Genomic DNA, 21,048 nt, shown 5'->3' on the forward strand with positions numbered 1-21,048 from the left:
CTGTTTGCTTTAATTACGTTTGTCAAAAAGAGCGATCAATGCTTTCACATAATCATCTTCGGTACGGACAGAGACAGAGTCTACACGGCATTTCTTGAACGTGTCGTTCATCTTCGCCTGCCGTTTCTCCCACCATTCCTTATACGCCGCACGTACACGGGTGGAGGAACTGTCTATCCATTGCTCCTTCCCGGTCTCGGCATCCTTGATCTTCATCAAACCTACGGCGGGAAGCTCGGTCTCACGACGGTCGTACACCTGAATGGCTACCAAGTCATGCTTACGGTTGGCCACCGTCAGGGCGTCTTTGAAACCCTCCTTATCGATAAAATCGGAGATAAGGAAAGCCGTGCAACGCTTCTTGATGGCGTTGGTCAAGTATTTCAATACTTGGCTGATATCCGTTTTCGTTTCCTCGGGATGGAAATCGATCAGCTCCCGGATAACATATAAGATCTGTTTCTTCCCTTTCTGGGGCGGGATAAACTTCTCAATCTTGTCCGAGAAGAACACCACGCCGATCTTATCGTTGTTCTGTATTGCCGAGAAAGCCAAGGTGGCGGCGATCTCGGTGATTACCTCCTTCTTCATGACGTTGACGGAGCCAAAGTCACGGCTACCGGACACGTCGATCAGCAGCATCACCGTCAGCTCACGCTCCTCCTCGAACACCTTGACGTAGGGACGGACGTAGCGGGCAGTCACGTTCCAGTCGATATCGCGGATGTCATCACCGTACTGATATTCCCTCACCTCGCTGAACGCCATACCACGACCCTTGAAAGCCGAATGATACTGGCCGGCGAAGATATTACGGGAAAGACCACGGGTCTTTATCTCGATACGGCGGACCTTCTTTAATAATTCGCTTGTCTCCATTTAAGGAACTTCTACTTTATTCAAGATCTCACTAATTACCTCCTCTGAAGTCAAGTTGTTCGCCTCGGCCTCATAACTCAAGCCGATACGATGGCGCATCACGTCGTGGCATACCGCACGGATATCCTCCGGGATCACATAGCCCCTGCGCTTGATGAAAGCGTACGCACGGGCAGCCAATGCCAAATTGATAGACGCACGAGGGGAAGCGCCGAAAGAGATCATGCTCGCCAAGTTTGGCAAACCAGCCTCCGCCGGGAAACGGGTAGCGAAGATGATGTCTACGATGTAACGCTCGATCTTCTCGTCCAAGTAAACCTCACGAACCACGTTACGGGCGTCGAGAATCTCCTCTTTCGTCAAGATCGGCTTGATCTCCGGACGCTCTCCGGATATATTCTGGCGTATGATTAATTTCTCATCCTCCTTCTTTGGGTAATTGATGATCACCTTCAACATGAAACGGTCTACCTGCGCCTCTGGCAACGGGTACGTACCCTCCTGCTCGATCGGGTTCTGGGTAGCCATTACCAAGAAAGGCTTCGGCAATTCGTAGGTATGCTCGCTGATCGTGACCTGACGCTCCTGCATGGCCTCCAACAAGGCACTCTGCACTTTCGCCGGGGCACGGTTGATCTCGTCCGCTAACACAAAATTAGCGAAGATCGGGCCCTGCTTTACCTGAAACTCTTCGCTTTTCTGACTGTAAATCATTGTACCGATCACGTCGGCCGGAAGTAAGTCCGGGGTGAACTGGATTCGGCTGTATTTAGCGTCGATCAACGATGACAGTGTTTTAATGGCAAGCGTCTTGGCCAAACCTGGTACACCTTCCAACAGGATATGTCCGTCCGAAAGCAAACCGATCAACAAAGATTCAACCAAATGCTTTTGTCCGACGATTACTTTGTCCATACCCATCGTAATCATGTTCACAAACGAACTTTTACTTTCAATTCGCTCATTCAACTCACGAATGTCTACTGTCTGACTCATAAGATTTATTTTATTGTATTGTTAGTATATTGTCCCAATTTTACATTGATTTTTTTAGGATGCACAAAATTAGAAATGTTAAATTCGTATCCTTCACTTTTGCAGTTAAATAATACTAACCAACACTTCCTTGTTTTGTTTTATTTTACTTAAAAAGGATTTCGCTTACTCCCCGGCAAGTATCTCTGTTTGCAGGGCGGCGGCCTTCTCCCGTGACTTGCGGCTCTTGGCATCGATGCCATACGATTCCGGAGCGGGTATCTCGATCGCGGTACCGATCGGTATGTTGTTCGGGTCTCTTATAACAGCCTTATTATGTTGGTAAATATATACCCAGAATAATTTATTACCATAATACTCCAAGGCGATCACAGTGAGTCGGTCGCCGTGCTTGATCTTCATCTGGCCCAATGGTTTGGGCACCGGGTCCGTATACGGGGTCTTCTCCGCTACCGAATCCGGCTGAAGCATCCAAGATGATTCTTGAGCCGTGTCCTTGGCTTCCGTTATCACTGCTTCTTGGGCAGGTGCCGATTTCCAATTATTCCTTCCTAGATAAAAGAATACAGAGATTACGATTATCAAAAAGGCAACGATCATCAATACTCCTTTCTCCTCCGGTTTTCTACGGGCTCGCCCTTCTGGTCTCTCTAGTATGGGAGATGACTCCGCAACCGGTTCCGGTTCAGATACCAATGGCAGCTCCGGATGGAGTACTGAAGAATCTAACGCTTGCTCTGACTCAGGCAATGGTTCTAGTTCAAGTATCGGTTCAGACTTTTCTTTGGACGGGGTATTTGCCAAAAGGATCTCTTTGTCCGGCATCACCTCCTCCACAGACTCATCTTCCGTTTCTTTCTCCTCTATGGACTCATCCATGTCCGAGAAATCCACGTTCTCGTTAATCTCTGTCGTCTCAAAGATAGAGAAAGGCTTGTTTACCTGTTCTCGCAAGTCTTTATCCGGCAGGAAAGAGAATTTATAATGTCCGGGGATTAAGAAACGTTCGCCGGTATTCACGTGGATACTCTCCCGTTTCTCCACGGAGATAATCTTGAAAGTGCCCAAGCCCTTTACTTTTACAATCTTATCCGTATAAACCCCTTCGGATATCACCGAGATAAAATCTCTCAAGAAACGCTCTACTTCTCCTCTATTCTTACCAGTATGCTCAGATAACAAACCGGCTAAATCTTGTATATTCAGCCGATTATTCATTATCACTCAATTCTTTTAAACGGTTCTTCACTGCTGTTCCGGGCTTGAACACAGGAACTAACTTAGGGGGAACCAGATATCGCTTCCCGTTCGCTGGATTCACGGAAATACGTTCCGCTTTCTTTTTCACCTCGAACTGGCCAAAACCTTGCAAGTAGATCGTATCGTTATCCACTAATTTCGAACTTACAATGGAACTGAGCGCAGAAATCATGTCGGAAACTTCCTTCGAAGTCCAACCCATACGATTCGCCAATTCTGTTATAAGGTCCTTGTTTCTCATATCTAATTCCATAACAGTTCGGGCTGCTATATTAGTTATTTTTTCGTTAACCGACAAATATATCGACAGCTCTCACATCAATTCAACACGTTTCCATACAGATCAAACGCTTGTGCACCAATCACCTTTACTAGATAAAAGCTACCCGGACTCAAGAGAGTCTCCTTGGAAATCAACAGTTCAGGATCCACCTCGGGCGAGTCGTATTGTGTACGTCCCACGTAGAAATCCTCCTCCTCACGGTCTATGACCACCCGGAAGACCTGCCCTACTTTCGAGGCATTCACGTCGGCAGAGATGCCTTCCTGCACACGCATCAGGTAATCCAGCCGCTCTTGCTTCACCTCCTGCGGAGTCTCGTCTTTATAATGCTTATATGCGTAGGTACCCTCCTCGTGGCTATAGGCGAAAGCTCCCATGCGCTCGAAGCGGATCTCTTTCACGAAACGAATCAATTCCTCGAAATCCTGTTCCGTCTCGCCGGGATGTCCCACCATCAAGGTGGTACGCAGATGGATACCCGGCACTTCCCGGCGCATACGCTCCAGCAGCTCATACGTCTCGGCCTTTGTGATATTACGGCGCATCCTTTTCAATATCGGGTCGCTGATATGTTGCAGGGCAATGTCCATGTACTTGCAAACGTTGTCACGCTCGCGCATCACCGGCAACAGCTCATAAGGGAAATGAGACGGATACCCGTAATGCAAACGGATCCACTCGACGCCCGGAATGTCGGAGACCCGCTCTACCAGTTCCGGCAGGGTCATTCGCTTATAGCGATCAAGTCCATAAAACGTCAGGTCTTGGGCGATCATCTGGAATTCTTTCACGCCTTGCGCCACCAACCCACGAACCTCGTCGACAATCTCGTCCATCGGACGAGATTGATAGGCCCCGGTTATGATCGGGATCGAACAGTAAGAGCAGGTACGACTGCATCCCTCCCCAATCTTCACGTAAGCGTAGTGCCTCGGGGTGGTGAGCACGCGCTCGGTAGCCAGCTCTTGATGATACGATTTGCCCAGATCGGAGATCAACTCTTTCCAATTGAATTTCCCGTAAAAACGATCCACCTCGGGAAGTTCCTTCTCCAGATCTTTCAAGAAACGCTCCGACAAGCAGCCCATCACGAAAAGCTTCCCGATCCGTCCTTTTTGTTTTTGCTCACCCAACTCGAGGATCATATTGATAGATTCCTCTTGGGCATCACCGATGAAACCACAGGTATTCACAACCACGATCTCGCCACTGATCGTATGGGGATCATGTTCTACCGTATAGCCATTGGCAACGAATTGACGCATAAGTTGCTCCGAGTCCACTAGGTTTTTCGAACACCCCAGCGTAATAATATCTACTTTGTTTTTTCTCATTCTCCAAATAACGAATTGACAAACTCTCGTTTGCGGAATACTTGCAAATCCTCCATTCCCTCGCCGAGTCCGATATATTTCACGGGGATACGGAAATGGTCGGAGATACCGATCACGACACCTCCCTTGGCGGTACCGTCCAGCTTGGTCACTGCTAAGGCGTTCACCTCGGTGGCGGTGGTAAATTGTTTTGCTTGCTCGAAGGCGTTCTGCCCAGTAGAGCCATCCAATACCAACAAAATCTCGTGGGGAGCATCTGGGACCACCTTCTTCATCACGTTCTTGATCTTGGTAAGCTCGTTCATCAAGTTGATTTTGTTATGTAAACGTCCGGCGGTATCGATAATCACCGCGTCGGCATCATTCGCCTTAGCGGAGTTTAGGGTATCGAAAGCTACGGAAGCGGGGTCCGAGCCCATGTTCTGCTTCACGATAGGTACGCCTACCCGCTCGCTCCAGATCACTAACTGCTCCACGGCGGCGGCGCGGAACGTATCAGCGGCGCCCAGATAGACCTTCTTGCCGGCTTTCTTGAACTGGTAGGCCAACTTACCGATCGTGGTCGTCTTACCGACCCCATTCACGCCTACTACCATGATCACGTAGGGTTTCTTGCCCTCCGGGAGTGCGAATTCCTCGGCATCCTCCGTATTGTTTTCTGTTAGCAAGCTGGCGATCTCATCACGCAGCAACGTGGTCAATTCTTGGGTGGTGACATACTTGTCACGGGCTACACGCTTCTCGATACGGTCGATGATTTTCAACGTGGTATCCACGCCGACATCCGAGGTAATCAGCACTTCCTCCAAATTATCCAACACATCGTCGTCCACCTTACTCTTACCGGCGATCGCCTTGGTAATCTTGGAGAAAACACTTTCTTTCGTCTTCGACAGACCTTTATCCAAGGTTTCCTTTTTTTCCTTATTGAAAAAGCTAAAAATACCCATATCTATTTTGTTTCTGTTTTTATTTGCTTCAAATCACACTCATCAAGTAGTTTCCGGATCACCTTAACGAACAGGCTCCTCCTCGCTTGCCCCGTGATTTCGAGCAGTCACATCTTTCTTGTTTTTAGTTAATCCATCCTGTTCTTATAATCCTCATAGCCGAACATACGGTACATCACCAGCTGGTTGTCCTTGCTCCAAAGAGCCAAGGATGGATGCGGTATACCGTTGAACATATTCGTCTTCACGATCGTGTAGTGGATCATATCCTCGAAAATCAGTTTATCACCGATCTCCAGCGGTTTATCGAATGACCAATCTCCCATATAATCACCACTCAAGCAGCTGTTTCCCCCAATCCGATAGGTAGGTTTTCCTTCCTCGGCATCCGTGGCGAAACGGATAGCCGGTTTGTAGGGCATCTCCAGGCAATCCGGCATATGGCAAGTAAAGGAGGCATCAATAATAGCCGTCTTGATACCACGGTTCTCCACGATATCCACTACGGTTGTCAGCAAAAATCCGGTTTGCCATGCGAAGGCGCTTCCCGGCTCCAGAATCAACTCCAAGTTCGGATATTTCTCCTTAAAGCCTTTCAGCAAAGCGATTAAATGCTCCACGTCGTAGTCCTTACGGGTCATCAGATGACCGCCTCCCATATTCAGCCACTTAACGTGAGGAAGGAAACGACCGAAACGCTTCTCCACCTCGGCTAACGTCCGCTCCAGATCATGGGAAGTGGACTCGCACAAGGTATGGAAGTGCAGCCCCTCGATACCCTCCGGCAACGTATCTCCCAGCAGGTCACCAGTCACTCCCATCCGGGAACCCGGGGCGCAAGGATTATACAAGTCCGTCTCCACGTCGGAGTATTCCGGATTGATCCGCAATCCACAAGACACCCGGTTACCATCCGCCCGCACCATCGGATAAAAACGATGGAACTGAGAGAGAGAGTTGAATGTGACGTGACTACTGTATCTCAAGATCAATGGGAAATCGGCCTCCGTATAAGCCGGGGAATAGGTATGTGCCGGACTTCCCATTTCCTCGAAGGCCAGCTGAGCCTCGAATTTAGAACTCGCGGTCGAAAAATGGATGTACTCACGCACGATCGGAAACGCTTTCCATAAAGCGAAAGCCTTAAAAGCCAATAGGATGCTCACTCCCGCACGTTCCTTTACGCACCTGATCAAGGATAAGTTGTTTCTTAGTAATTTCTCCTCCATCACATAGCAAGGCGAGGGTATCTTGTTGATGTCTATCATGCTGTATCTCAGTATTTCATAATAAATACGCAAATGTAGCGAAAACATTCTAGGAAAGCAAGGTTTCATTTCCGAAAAAGCAATAAAAAAACAACTCTATTTTTCATTTAAGGACAATTGTGTTTCGTCTCGAACACTATTGTGTTTGGCGGCGAACACAGTATAGCGACGCGAAAGTAAGCGCGAAAGTGAGTGTGAATCGAACAGAAGTCTCGTCGCGAGGGCGAGGTATCCACAAGCCGACATTCAATCATTCAGCACGGTAAGTTTAGCGAACTTCAGAAGCAATTGCTTTTGCCCGAAATGATCGAAGGCTACCGTAGCCTTCGCGTTACCACCTTCTCCTTCTATTGAAACAATCTCACCTTCCCCAAAACGATCATGGCGAACTTTGGATCCTGCCCGTAAACCCGATAGATCCGGAGCCACCGAAAAGCACGATTCCATCGTGCTTTTTAGCTTCGTAAGAGACCCTTGACGCTGTGCTGTTTGCCTCATTGGCGAAACGGAATCACCCTCAACCACCCTTGGTTGCCGGAATGGAGAGGCAAAAGCCGGGCGCCCGTAGCGTTCACGAGCCGAGGCGAACGCATCTGAAGCGCCGACATCCGAAGTCATATCCAAATACTTAGCGTCTATGTCCCTCAAGAAACGACTGGCCGTACAGATATCCGTCTTTCCGTTACGATAGCGGCTCATCGCATAGCTCAATACGCAATTTTGCTCCGCACGGGTAATCGCCACGTAGAACAAACGACGCTCCTCCTCTACCGCTCTCGGGTTATCTTTCGATAGAGACGAGGGGAACAGGTCTTCCTCCAAGCCTACCACGAAAACATTCGTGAATTCCAACCCCTTGGCAGCATGCACGGTCATCATAGTGACCTTATCGGAGTTTTCCTCTTTATCGTTATCCTGATCCGTGAGTAAGGATACTTCCGCCAAGAAATCGGACATAGCGACTTGCTCCATACCCTCCTCCCTCCGGATCTCGCTGAACTCGGCGATGCCTTTCAGCAACTCCTGCAAGTTCTCTTGTTTGCTCACGCCCTCTACGGAGCGATCTTGAAACAGGTCGGAAACGACTCCGCTACGCTTCACCACCAAGGTGGCCAATTCTTCTGCGGAGAGTCTTTTATTCTCTTCGATGAAAGCTTCGATCAAATTCCGGAAATCGCTCAATTTCTTTGCTGTACCGTTGTTTATAGGCAGCGAATATTCCAAGGGGGATCGCAGCACGGTCCATAGACTTACCCCGTATTCGGTAGCGGCGCTGACCAGCTTACCTACTGTCGTATCTCCGATTCCCCGGGTGGGATAATTGATGATTCGCTTCAGGGCCTCCTCGTCGTGCGGGTTCACGATCAGGCGGAAGTAAGCGATCATGTCCTTGATCTCTTTCCGCTGGTAAAAAGACAAACCACCGTAAATCTTATAAGGGATACCCCGCTTTCGCAACGCCTCTTCCAAGATACGGGACTGGGCGTTGGTACGATACAGGATCGCGAAATCGGCATACGAGAACTTCCCCGATATCCCGCGCATCTCGTTGATCCGGGCGGCTACGGTGTAGCCCTCCTCATAGTCGGAGTAGGAGGTGAAGACCCTCACCTTGCTGCCCGCCTCCTTCTCGGAGTAGACCGTCTTGGGTATCTGACGGGTATTCTTGCCAATCAGGCTATTGGCGGCGTTCACGATATTCTGGGTGGAACGGTAATTCCTCTCCAGCTTGAAGATACGGCAACCGGTATAAAGATTCTTGAATTGCAGGATGTTATCTATATTAGCGCCTCGGAAGGAATAGATACTCTGGGCGTCATCCCCTACCACGCAGATACGGCCGTGTCTCTCGCAAAGCCGTTGTACGATCAGGTGTTGGGCGAAGTTCGTATCTTGATACTCGTCCACCAATACATACCGGAAGAAACTCCGGTATTTCTCCAATACGGCCGGATGATCCCGAAACAGGATATTGGTTTGCAGCAACAGGTCGTCGAAGTCCATCGCCCCCGCTTGCAGGCAACGGTTCTGGTAACGTTTGTAGATTTCCCGGAGCAAGGGGACCTTGGCATTCATATCACTTTCCACGAGTTCTTTATTTTGCTCGTAGGCCGTATAGGTGATCAAGGAGTTCTTCGCGTTGGAGATCCGGCTCTGCACCATCCCGATGCGATACACCTTATCATCCAATCGCATTTCCTTGAGGATGGATTTCAGTAAGCTTTTGGAGTCAGTGGCGTCATAGATCGTGAAATTGGAAGGGTAACCGATATGCGCCGCCTCGTTTCGTAGAATACGGGAGAAGATGGAGTGGAAAGTTCCCATCCATAGCCGACGGGCCGTTTGCTCACCGGTGATGGCCGCGATACGCTCTTTCATCTCCCGGGCCGCCTTATTAGTAAAGGTCAGCGCCAAGATACTATAGGGAGGCAATCCCAATTGCAATAAATAGGCGATCTTATAGGTCAGTACCCTTGTCTTACCGGAGCCCGCCCCGGCTACGACCAAGGATGGCCCTTCGTTGTAAACCACCGCTTCCCGCTGGCTCTCATTCAGTTGATTCAAATATTCTTCCACATTCATCCGTTTTAGGGGTACAAAAGTAGGGAAAATAAGCGATTCCGCATAAAAAAACGGCACCGATAAATCCCATTATCGGTAAGATACCTAAATCGCCCTATTTCTTTCTTTATGACTCTTTTTACAGGCAAATCGTGACAGCGACGTTTCTAAGATCGGCCAAACCAGAAGCCCAGAGGAGTCACAAAACGCGCTTTTGGGTGGAAATATACTCGTTTTCGGGCATGAAAGGAGACAAAAGCCTACATATTTAGTCGCGTTGGGCAACGCCAATCCTGTCGTTGGGCATTGTAAACCATCAAGAATAGGGTTGTCAACCGCCGTGAATAGGCATTGTAACCTCGTTAGAATCCCAGTCATAACCCTATGGAATCGCCCAAAGAGGTCCATGGATATGCGTTCGGATGAATGATTTTCGCTAGAATGAAAGGAGGTTTTTCGGTATACAGCTAAAGATGAATTGATTAAATATATTTTAACGTGGATTTGAGGGCGTCTTATCCCTTGGCCCGGAAGAAGCGATTCTCCGGGGCTTCCGTTTACAAAATGTCAAACTGTCAAATCACGTACGGAACATGCCTCTGCCGGAGCCGTAGCCACCACCTCTGTCGTTATTGAAGAAAGGGCGGGGTATACCCGTCCCTTTCATAACTAGAATACGGTAACTTCCCGTCCCGCGGTATTCGCACGGATTAAGGAGTCGTACATCGCCTCGCAATAGACCGGAGGCAGGTAAAAGCGACCCGGATAGACCGCGCAAAGATGGATCTTCACGGTCACCTGACGGCCTGCCGGCAGACGGTCTATATAACTATGGACACGATCGTCACGAATATCCTGATAATTCACTCCGGCGGTCAAGCTGTCCGTAGCGGACTCATGCAAGAAACGGGTATTCAGTATTTCCCAGCCGGCAGGGAAGATCTCCGATACTACCAAATTAGTATATCCCCGGGTCGAGGGGTTCTTTACCGTAACGACAGCGGAGAAGTTCGTACCTTGCTCCAATTTGGCGATATCGACTGGACGGCCGTTCAGATCCACATAGCGAACCGCCAACGAGATACCGTTCGCATACGCCTTCTCCTCGCCCTGCTCCGGTGTTCCTTCGGTTATGATACGGGCGAAGAGCGTAGATTTACCCGTGTTCTTCAACTCGATGCTCGCCGAGGTTCCCGCCTTATCCGATAAGGTCTCGGACCATATATGTTTATCCGTTCTCACCTGTCCATCCTTTCCGCCACAGGCATACGTGAAATACAGGGTCTCATCTACCTGGTATCTGGCGAGGTAGTCGGATAAGGCAACCAAGGCGAATGCCGTGGACTGTGTGCTCAACCAGTCATCCGAAGAAAGCTGCTTGGACAATTCTTCCACCAAAGTAGCGGCCTCCTTGCCCTTATTCAATAAGCAAAGCGTCATTAGCCGGAGGGATTGATCCCGGACCTCACTGCCGAACGTCTCGTCATACTCGGGAGAACCGGAAGGAAGAGCCGTCGTCTCACTGATCAAGTCTTGAGCGACATCTTCACGGCCGACCAATGCATAGGCGGAAGCTAGCAACCAGCGACTCATGGAGGTCAGGTCTTTCATCTCTTTCAAGCGGTTCATGGCACCCATCTCCGGCGACCCTGCCAACGCCAATACATACAGGCGATAGGCTTGCGTAGTCTCTTCCGAATCCTTATAATAAGAGGTAACCGGCTTCCAATTACGGGCTACCCGGCGTAAGTTATTCCATACGCTTTGTTTCATAGCCTCGGGGACCAAGTAACCTTTCTTCGAAGCTTCCAGCAAGAAATGAGTCGCGTAAACCGTACCCCAGCCATTGCCGCTCGTTCCACCCGGCCAATAAGCGAAAGCCCCATCCACGGTCTGGTAAGAACGCAGACGACGGATCACCTCTTTCACGGTCTCCTCCGCAGATTTCGCCTGTCGCGGGGTCAAATCCGCAAACGCAGAGATATAAAGCTGCGGGAATCCTTTCGAAGTGATCTGTTCCAGACATCCGTGCGGATAACCCGACAAATAAGACAGACGTGAAGATACGTTCACGGGGGCGATATCCGACACTTCCAAGGTCAACTGATTCGTACCCGCGGCACCCGGCATCGCGATCGTCTCTTTCCAAGACTTGCCGGCCTCTAAGGTAGCGGCGGTAACTTTCACTTGCGGGCGACGTACCGTACGGATCTCCAGTTCCGTCTCATAAACGGATGTATCTCCTTTACCCGTAGCGGTTATCGTTACCTTCCCGATACCCGGGTTCTTCTTTACCCGGATACGGAACGAAGCTTGCTGATCCCCTTTTCGCACGAAGCTTAAAGTTTTCGTCGCCTCGCCAACCACTTCCATATTCGAGCTGCAAGCGATAGATACATTCACGGCTCCTATGCCATCCTCGGTAGCGAATATCGTAGCGGGTACTACCATCTCCTCTCCCACGCCGATCACCCGGGGCAAGGTTCCCAGTAACATTACAGGCTTACGTACCATCACGCTCTTATCGGCATGTCCATAAGCTTCCCCATTTCCAGCTACCACCATGATCTTGACACGCCCGTTATAATTCGGCATCCGATAGGTATGTCGAGCGGTCTTTCCCTTCTTCAGCAGGAACGGGCCGTCAAATCGCACCACAGGCTTGAAACGGTTCACGATCGCTTTCGGACCTTTTTCCAGCGCATCGTCGCCACCGATACTGAACAATTGCTCGATACGGCCGCCATAAGCGCCAACCACGTAGTTATACAAATCCCATGTATTCACGCCCAACGCTTCCCGGGCGTTAAACGCTTTCCAGGGTTCCGGCGTACGGAAACGAGTCAGATCCAGCAAACCCTCATCTACGATCGCCAGCGTATAAGCCATCTCCTTTCCATCCTTCTCGGAGACGGATACGGTATAAGAGGCTTCCGGTTTCAGCTCGGCGGGAGATTGGATGACCGGGGTCAGATGGCTCTCGGGAGAAGTTACCGTGAACGGGACTACGCCGTACAGGCGGATCGGCAAATCGTTCTTCGCGAAGCCATGAGGCTGCAATAAGGTGATATGGACGTAAGCGTTCGGCTGCATATCTTTCGTCACATCCAGCCTCACGGTTGTTTGCTTATCCTCGCATGCATGTTCCGTCAAGGAGAGGACACGCACGCCATTCTCTATACGGACAATCGCACGGCTTCCTTTCGTAGAGGGAAAGGTAACTATCATCTTCTCGCCGGGCGTATAACGATCCTTATCGGTCCGGAAACGAAGCATCGTGGCGGACTCGCTGCCATCGGCGTTACGCCGGCCCTCATTATAAGGCCAATCGAAATAACTCATTACTCCCGTAGCGTGCTTGCTCTCCTTATCTTTCACGGAGATGAAATACGTCCCCCACTCTTTATCCGGGAACGAGAGCCGGAACGTACCCCGGCCGCTCTCATCCGTACGGACGGTAAATGTCCTTACCGGCTTATTGTAGGAATCCGATACGTAATTGGCCAGACCGCTACTGTTGGAATCCCACCACCAATGCCAATAAATCTTATATACTTTCACCTCTAATGCCGTATTCGCTTGCGGTCTCCCCAAATAATCGACAGAAGCGACCTCGTAGGTATAATTGGCTCCGGTATTTAATTGTTCCTTGTCTTTTTGCGGAGATTTGATACCGGCATATCGGCGATAAGGCGAGTAAAGCATCCGGTTCGCATCGATACTGAAATCACCGGATTTCTCATAGACCCGGGTCACCAGATTTGCCAGCAACCTGCCGGGAGCGGTAGCACCCAATTCAAAACGGGCTTGTACCGCGGCATTCCCCTGCGCATCGGTAGTCCCGGAGATCAGCTTGCTCTCTTCCGTATGGAATACACGGGAAGGATCATCGAAACAGAAATCCTTATACCCCTCGAAGGTGGTCGGGGTGGCGATAAAGGTACCCTGTATATCGTATTTCAAGTTACGGGCAATAGCGCCTTGCAGCCATTCCACATGCAGGCGGGCATCCATAGGCTCACCGCGCAACAAGGTCTTCTCCGGCAAGGATAAGGCGATCTTCAGACGGTTTGGCTTGATGGACTCGATACGTAAACGCTTCGAGAAAGAGACCCCACCCACTTGCGCCTTCACATTCCACGCACCCGTGGGGGCATCCGCCTCGGTAACGAAATCGAAGACGTAAAGCCCCAGCTCGCCACGGGTCTGTGTCTTACGGGCATACATCTGCCCTAAGGGGTTGTACAGCTCCATCACGATCGGATGGCCGACAGGTAATTGCTTCGCCCGATCATTCAGCATAAAGCCCAGATGCAACGTATCCCCCGGACGCCATACGCCTCGCTCGCCATAAATAAAGCCCTTGATCCCTTTCTGGACTACCTCGCCCGATACATCGAACGAACTGAGCGAGAGAGCCGATCCGTCATCCACCCGCAGATAGGAGCGTTGGGCTCCCTGTGAGGCGATCAGGTAGAACGGACGTCCCGAGGAGAGATCCAGCCGTACCTGTCCCTCGCCGTCGGTCGTACCCGAGGCCAACGATTGGTGTTGGTAATTATAGGCGGTAACCGTAACCCCCCGCTCCGGCTCCGTATTCTGTATATTATGCGCCAGCACGGTCATATCTTGATCCTGCCCCATCATGGCGATCAGTCCCAAATTAGTGGCCATGACATTCTTTCCCTCCACCTTGTCAAAGTAATAACTGTCCGAGCAGGGATCACCCCGTTTATTCCAACTATAATCAGACCCATCATATTGGCGATAATAGTAATACCCACCCTCGTCAAAACGGGCGGACTCTTCCTTGAAACGGATCTCATCCAAGGCCAAGATCTGTTCCTTAGAGAGGGGCACCGTATCATTCCCGCAAGGATAAACAGACAAAGGCCGATCGAACGAAAGCTCCAGGCGGTAGATAGCGCCCGGTTCCGGTTCGATCAAGCGTTTCAAATCGATCGCGAACGTATTCCACCGGGACAGATCAAGACCCTCTTCATCCAAGAAGATCGTCTTACGGGCGATCAAGCGTCCGACGCGCATCAGCTCCCCGGACTCATCCAAGTTGTTCGATTGCAGGAACTGACCGATATTCTGCTCCAATATCTTGATGACGCTCACCGTAACCCCTCGCAAATAAATCGCTTGGAAAGGAACGGATAATTGCGCGGATCGCGGGATGATCACTCCTTTCCCGATAAAACGGACGTTGGGTTTCCGCTCATCGGCTGCCACTTGACGCACGACGGCCTCTTTGAGGTTCAAGCCGCTCTTACCGCGGATGCCTGGGTTCAAATGGATGTCCATCACGCCCTTCTCCCGTAAGTCGGCGTCCGGATATAGGCGTAGTTTGTTTCCATCCACGTTTACGATCTCCGAGGTATTGCCGGCGATAAAAGCCAAGCCTCTCATATCTTGGGCCGGGTCCAGTAATTTCGTGAAAGCTACCTCCACATAGCGTTCCGGCTCGGATACATAGACCACGTCGTATACAGAGAAATCGTTCTGATCCGGGACGCTCACCGTCACGATATCCGCCTTCTCCACGCCCAGTTTATTCGAAGAGACGGAAAGCCTAAGCCTCCGTTCCCCCTCCGTCCCGGCGGGAACATTAGCCAGGGTTACCTCATGTCTCTTCCCGTCCGGGCTGTGTTGCCAAGTGGCGTCTACCCTCTCCGAGAAATCCACCAACGACTCCACGATCTCCGGAGACTCCTTGTCCGGAGTAAAAAGCACGGCGGTCAGATCGTACCCGTTCTCGTTTTTCTCGTGGATATCCATCGATTCCAGATTTCCCCGAAGGGCTAAAGGAAACGTGGTAAAACCGAAAGCGAACCGCTTATCCTTGTCCTGTAGCTCAAACCATTCGGACAAATCGGCTTTCACCTGATAAGAGGTGTTCCGCTCAAAGCCTTTCTCCGGCTTGAATACCAACGTCCGGTTATTTTCGAAAGCCCATTTCCCCGGCACATCGGGCTCGAGGCGCACGAGTTTCCCCAGCCGGTCCGACTTTAATCGATCCGCCGGGATCTCTTGATTAAAGATCAAGTAAACAAGGGAATACCGGGAAATCTTCCCGGTAGTAAACGCCTCCACATTTGGATTATAAGGCGGGAGATCTGGATCCTCAGAGCTTGTCGTATTACAACTTGTCAAGAGAGACAAGAGATAAAGTACGCAGAATAAACCGATAGACCGTATCATACACATGGATGTTTAAATGGTTGATCCGCAAATGTACGTAAATAAGAGGATTTAGCGCCTATACTTCCAGACAAACTGATATTTTTCCTACATTTGTTTTAAATATGTGTTATTCAAAGTTCGATCGTTATGAGGAGAGTGTCAACAGGTATGATTGAGGCAGCGTGCCTCAGCCGTCTATCCATGTCGCTATTACAGAGGCGTGGACGCGTGTCATGGCGTCTCCTCGCGTCCGTCTTGGGAATCGGCGTGGCGGCGTGGTGTATCCTGTATAGCATCGTGCCCCGGCAATTATTTCCCGCCCCCTACTCTACCTTATTGTATTCGGCAGAGGGCCAACTTTTAGGCGCACGTATCGCACCGGACGGGCAATGGCGTTTCCCGGCGGCGGATAGCTTGCCTGATAAATTCACGGATTGCTTGCTCACGTATGAGGATAAACGTTTTTTTTACCATCCCGGCATAGACCCAGCCGCCATCTTCCGGGCGATCCGCCTGAACTGGAAAGCGGGGCGTGTGGTGAGCGGAGGAAGTACCTTGACCATGCAATTGGCACGCATTGCGAGAGGGAACCCAGACCGGACTTTCTACGAGAAAACAATCGAGATGTGCTGGGCGCTCTTTCTGGAAACCATCTATAGCAAGCAAGAGATACTGGGCCTCTATGCCTCGCACGCTCCCTTCGGGGGAAACGTAATCGGGCTGGAGACCGCGGCATGGCGTTATTTCGGGCGGAGCGCCTCCGAACTATCGTGGGCCGAGAGCGCCACGCTCGCGGTTCTTCCCAACTCCCCCGCCTTGATCCATCCCGGAAGAAACCGGAAACAACTGAAGGAAAAGCGGGATCGCTTATTGGCTTCCCTCAGGAAGAGAGGTGTATTGGAAGAGACCGAATACGAGCTGGCCTGCATGGAGCCGCTTCCCGAAGCCCCTCTCCCTTTGCCGAATGATGCCCCGCATCTGCTGGAAAGGCTAGCCGCGGAACAACCGGGGCAACGCATCCAGACCTCCGTCCGCCAAGCCCTGCAACGGCAGACACAGGCTCTCGTAAACCGTTATGCCCGCGAGTACAGTTCCAACCATATCCATAATCTGGCGGCGATCGTAGCGGACGTGGAGACCGGAGAGGTATTGGCCTACGCCGGAAACGCTACCTACCCGGCCGACGAACGCCGGGGGAATCAAGTGGATATCATCACCTCGCCCCGGAGCACGGGAAGTATTCTAAAGCCCTTCCTGTATGCCGGTATGCTACACGACGGGCTGTTGCTCCCCTCCATGCTGGTATCGGACGTGCCCTTGAATATAAATGGTTTCTCCCCCCATAATTACAACAAGACATTCTACGGGGCGGTACCGGCTCATGTAGCCATAGAACGCTCCCTGAACGTGCCCTTGGTACGTATGCTCTCCCAATACAATACCGGACGCTTTATGTCTTTGCTGAAATCGTGGGGAATGACTACCTTGCGCTTCTCTGAGGAACATTACGGAGCCTCCCTGATCTTGGGAGGGGCAGAGGGTACTTTATGGGATCTTTCCGGCATGTATGCCTCCATGTCTCGCGTGCTTAAACATTACCGCCTTTATAACGGACGCTATCATCCGGCGGACATCCATCCGCTGACTCCCTTTCCGGCGGAGAGGAAGGAACCGATCCGTTCCCTTACCGATAGCCGGCTCACCGATAAGGCGCTCCTCTCCTCCGCGGCCCTGTGGTACACGTTCGAGGCGATGTCCGCCCTGAGCCGTCCCGAGGAAGAAGCCGACTGGCAACAATTTGAGTCGATGAAGCGGATCGCGTGGAAGACCGGGACGAGTCACGGGGGACGAGACGCTTGGGCGATCGGCACGACTCCCCGCTATGTCGTCGGCGTATGGGCCGGCAACGCCTCCGGCGAGGGGCGTCCGGGACTTACGGGTGTCGGCAACGCCGCCCCGGTCCTTTTCGATATCTTTTCCCTATTGCCTGGTGGCGAATGGTTCGACCTGCCCTATGATGAGACGCGTCCACTGGTGATCTGCCGGAACAGCGGGCATAAAGCCTCGCCCTATTGCGAGCAAACAGACACTTTATACCTGCCGCTGTCCGGCAATAACACGAAAATCTGCCCCTACCATAAGCTCGTGCATCTATCAGCGGACGGACGGTACAGGGTCAACAGTTCCTGCGAGTCTGTCGACCGGATGATCAGCCGCTCATGGTTCGTGCTTCCTCCCGCGCAGGAATATTACTACCGCAACTATCACATCGATTATATCCCGCTCCCTCCGGTAAAACCCGGCTGCGGGCAAGACCTGAGCCGCCAGATTGAACTGATCTATCCCGAGCATAAGGCCATTCTCTACCTCCCGAAGGGCTTCTCTGGGAAGTCCGAGCAATTTATCTTCAAGGCCGCCCACGCCCGCCGCGACGCTACGATCTACTGGCATCTGGACGAAAGCTATCTGGGAGAGACCACCGAGAATCACCAGATGCCTTGCTCCGTGAGCCAGGGGAAACATCTCCTTACCCTCATTGACAACGAGGGGAACCAAAAGAAAATACAATTCGAGGTCAAGTAAAAATGCGCCCTCCCCGTCCCTGCTATGGAAGGAACTTGATCATGGATCGACTCGCTGTTTTTATTCAGGCCGTTTCCACCTTTTCTTTCGGCAAGACCCATTTCAATACCAGATAACCGCAAAGACCGGATACAAACGATCCCGTGAATACACCCAGCTTCGCCTGATTCAAGAGATCCGCGCCCGCCGCTGAATTGGCGTCAAAGGAAAGATTCGCTATGAACAAGGCTACCGTGAAACCGATTCCCCCGAGCATGGATACTCCAAATAGATTACGTTTGCTCATACCTGTAGGCATGGAGGCAAACGGCGTACACGCAAACAGGAAAGAGAACGAGAATATACCCAATGTCTTTCCGACAAATAAACCCACGAACACCGCCAACGGTACATTAACCAACGTTTGGGGGTGGATATCCCCGAACGTCACACCGGCGTTCACGAAAGCGAACAAAGGAAGTATCACATAGTTTACCAATGGATGCAGCTTATCAGCGATGGTCTGCAACGGACTGATCGTCTTATCCGCCAACGTATGGATGTTATTCAATACATGAATTTGCGCGGACGTAAGCACCTCCGCTTTACGCGACTGACGAACCTCGGTATAGTCCAGCAGATCTAAATACCCGTTCATATCACGCGTGAAATCATCCAGCTTGACAACCGGACGGGCAGGAACCGTAAAGGCGACCAACACGCCGGCGATTGTCGGATGTACTCCTGACTCCAGAAACAGCAGCCAGACGATAAAGCCACCGATATAGAAAAACAATCGATTGTGTATCCGGAACTTTCCTCCCACATACAACAAAGCGAGGACTATCAGGGATATCAACAAAGGCTCGAAAGCGATATGCCCGCTATAAAACATGGCGATAATTATAATCCCCCCGATATCGTCCACCACGGCCAGGGCGGTTAAGAAGATACGCATGCTCAACGGCACCCGCTTCCCCAACAAGCCCAATACGGCCAAGGCGAAAGCGATATCCGTAGCCATCGGGATAGCCGCCCCGTTTACCTCGGGAGGCATATTACATACTAACATATAAAACAGGACCGGCGCGATCATTCCACCACAGGCCGCGATGATGGGCAATAGCGCCTTCCGGACGGAACTCAACTCGCCGATCAATACCTCTTGCTTGATCTCCAGGCCGATCACGAAAAAGAAAACCGTCATAAGGGCGTCGTTCACGAATGCCAGCATAGACATGGTCTCCCCGTGATGCGCGAAGAAGTTGAACTGCCCGGCTTGCAGGTCGATTGGAAAATCCAACAACAGATGGTACCTGTCTGCCCAAGGCGAATTGGCCAAGACCATGGCGATGATGGTAGCGGCAAATAATAAAAGACTGGCGTTCGGCTTCTGTATAGCGAAGCGACGCAACGGTTTAAGGATAACATTGATCGTACGGTCCATAATAAAGTATTTTTTCTATTAATTGACAGCTTTGACTTTTCCTGCTAGCTCCAGGTTATAAGCGCTGCGTGTGAGTTTCTCTACCCAGATGACAAATATACCGGTTAAAATTAAATTAAACACAATAGTTAACACAGAAATTATCAACATCGGGCCACCTAATCCGTATCCTAAGGCTATGAAAATGACTCCGGCTCCTACCTCTCCACGGGTAAACATACCGATAGACAGCGCCAAGCGCTCGCGTTTCATCCGGTCGCGGTAGAAAAACAGGGGGAATAGTTTGCCGATATTGGATAAGAAGGAGACGATTACGACATGTAAAGCGATCAGCGGCCATGAGATCATCGGCTGGGAACTTGTCACCGTGGTCACCTCCGCCGCTTGCCGGGCGAAGTCCACGCCCATAAACACCGGCATGCTCACTCCGACAAGGAACATGAAGAGGTAAGAGATGAAATCGGACACTTGGCGCTCGACCTTGGTATCGATATGCTTATGTCGCATGATCATACCTACGACAAACGCGGGTAAGAGGACCTCGATATGGATACTGGCCTCCTCTCCGTACACATGTTTCGATACCAGGTAAATCACTTGCGTGATAGCAAACGTCGCGATGGCGTAGAACAAGATGGCTTTCCAGTCTTGACGCACGTCGTAATGCCCCATTTTCTTCCAGCCCAAGACCAAGAGCGATACCACGACCAGGAGGATGACTCCCAATTGCCAGCGCAAGCCGATCATCATGATTTGCAACGGGATCATCAGCAGGATCGTGTCCAGGTCGTCGAAGATCGCCAATACCTGTACCTTCTTGTATACCCAAGAGGCTTTTAGCCCGGCGGCGGCCAACATCGTGAACAAGATACCCGCCGAGGTAGGGGCGGCGAAACGGCTTAGCAACAGGTTTTCCCTCCAGGCGTCCCAACTTCCCCATAAATCGCCCGGGAGCAAGACAAACATGTAATATAAAGCCACGAATATCCACGGGAACGCCGCCGTGGCCATCGCTATGAAATAATCTTGGGTATAAGACTTCCACCGGGCCTTATCAATCTCGAACTCACGCCCCACATTGATCATGATAAACGCGAGGCAAACAAACAAAAAGGTGTTGGAGATCGTCTTTACCAGCGGATACTGTTCCCCCGCCACAGCGGGAAGCATTTGCGACACGATCAAACCCGACACTAGAAAAAGAGAAAATAAAAGAACTTTTTTCATTCAGCTAAAACTATATTATTATTTACACAATAAAATGCGGGGGCAGGGTTCCTCATGAGCCTTGTCTCCGCGAAAAAAAACAATTGAAAAC

12 protein-coding genes are annotated in these 21,048 nt (G+C 50.9%); 1 reads left to right on the top strand and 11 read right to left on the bottom strand.

From position 1 onward, the window contains the following. Window positions 1-9: 9 nt before the first annotated feature. The 9 genes from G7Y39_RS03400 to G7Y39_RS03440 all read right to left on the bottom strand — a co-directional run bounded on the left by G7Y39_RS03400 (window position 10) and on the right by G7Y39_RS03440 (window position 15,739). Window positions 10-879, bottom strand: a complete 870-nt coding sequence (locus G7Y39_RS03400; RefSeq protein ID WP_165155083.1) for a DUF58 domain-containing protein — start codon at window positions 877-879, stop codon at window positions 10-12. Next, a complete protein-coding gene (locus G7Y39_RS03405) occupies window positions 880-1,875 on the bottom strand; it encodes a MoxR family ATPase (RefSeq protein WP_165155085.1) in 996 nt (331 codons plus the stop codon). It abuts the gene before it with no gap. A gap of 165 nt (window positions 1,876-2,040) precedes the next feature. Continuing rightward, window positions 2,041-3,093, bottom strand: a complete 1,053-nt coding sequence (locus tag G7Y39_RS03410) for an HU family DNA-binding protein (protein ID WP_165155087.1) — start codon at window positions 3,091-3,093, stop codon at window positions 2,041-2,043. Next, window positions 3,086-3,376: an HU family DNA-binding protein gene (locus G7Y39_RS03415; RefSeq protein WP_241159953.1), complete on the bottom strand. Its 291-nt coding sequence runs from the start codon at window positions 3,374-3,376 to the stop codon at window positions 3,086-3,088. Before G7Y39_RS03415 ends, G7Y39_RS03410 begins: the two co-directional genes overlap by 8 nt. A 77-nt stretch (window positions 3,377-3,453) precedes the next feature. Continuing rightward, on the bottom strand, window positions 3,454-4,752 hold the full coding sequence (gene rimO, locus G7Y39_RS03420; protein WP_165155091.1) for a 30S ribosomal protein S12 methylthiotransferase RimO: 1,299 nt from the start codon (window positions 4,750-4,752) through the stop codon (window positions 3,454-3,456). After that, window positions 4,749-5,702, bottom strand: coding sequence for a signal recognition particle-docking protein FtsY (ftsY, locus tag G7Y39_RS03425; protein WP_165155093.1), 954 nt, complete (start codon window positions 5,700-5,702; stop codon window positions 4,749-4,751). The genes rimO and ftsY overlap by 4 nt, the downstream gene beginning before the upstream one ends. A 128-nt stretch (window positions 5,703-5,830) precedes the next feature. Further along, complete coding sequence (nspC, locus tag G7Y39_RS03430) at window positions 5,831-6,970, bottom strand: carboxynorspermidine decarboxylase (RefSeq protein ID WP_165155095.1); 1,140 nt, start codon at window positions 6,968-6,970, stop codon at window positions 5,831-5,833. A 246-nt stretch (window positions 6,971-7,216) separates the two neighbouring features. Beyond that, a complete protein-coding gene (locus tag G7Y39_RS03435) occupies window positions 7,217-9,553 on the bottom strand; it encodes an ATP-dependent helicase (RefSeq protein WP_165155097.1) in 2,337 nt (778 codons plus the stop codon). A 648-nt stretch (window positions 9,554-10,201) separates the two neighbouring features. Beyond that, the gene (locus G7Y39_RS03440; RefSeq protein ID WP_165155099.1) at window positions 10,202-15,739 is read right to left on the bottom strand and encodes an alpha-2-macroglobulin; all 5,538 of its coding nucleotides are present in this window, start codon (window positions 15,737-15,739) and stop codon (window positions 10,202-10,204) included. 150 nt (window positions 15,740-15,889) lie between these two features. Between G7Y39_RS03440 and pbpC the strand changes: the two genes are divergently transcribed. Further along, window positions 15,890-18,304, top strand: coding sequence for a penicillin-binding protein 1C (pbpC, locus tag G7Y39_RS03445; protein WP_370520351.1), 2,415 nt, complete (start codon window positions 15,890-15,892; stop codon window positions 18,302-18,304). 64 nt (window positions 18,305-18,368) lie between these two features. Here the strand turns inward: pbpC and nhaA are convergent, their stop codons facing one another. Both nhaA and G7Y39_RS03455 read right to left on the bottom strand, forming a co-directional pair. Further along, window positions 18,369-19,730 (bottom strand): Na+/H+ antiporter NhaA, encoded by a 1,362-nt coding sequence (gene nhaA / locus G7Y39_RS03450; protein WP_165155101.1) that lies wholly within the window; start codon window positions 19,728-19,730, stop codon window positions 18,369-18,371. 18 nt (window positions 19,731-19,748) lie between these two features. Then, entirely contained in the window at window positions 19,749-20,957 is a 1,209-nt protein-coding gene (locus G7Y39_RS03455) for a sodium:proton antiporter (RefSeq protein WP_165155103.1), read from the bottom strand. Between the last annotated feature and the right edge of the window lie 91 nt (window positions 20,958-21,048).

The organism is Parabacteroides sp. ZJ-118 (genome assembly GCF_011038785.1).
Taxonomy (GTDB): domain Bacteria; phylum Bacteroidota; class Bacteroidia; order Bacteroidales; family Tannerellaceae; genus Parabacteroides.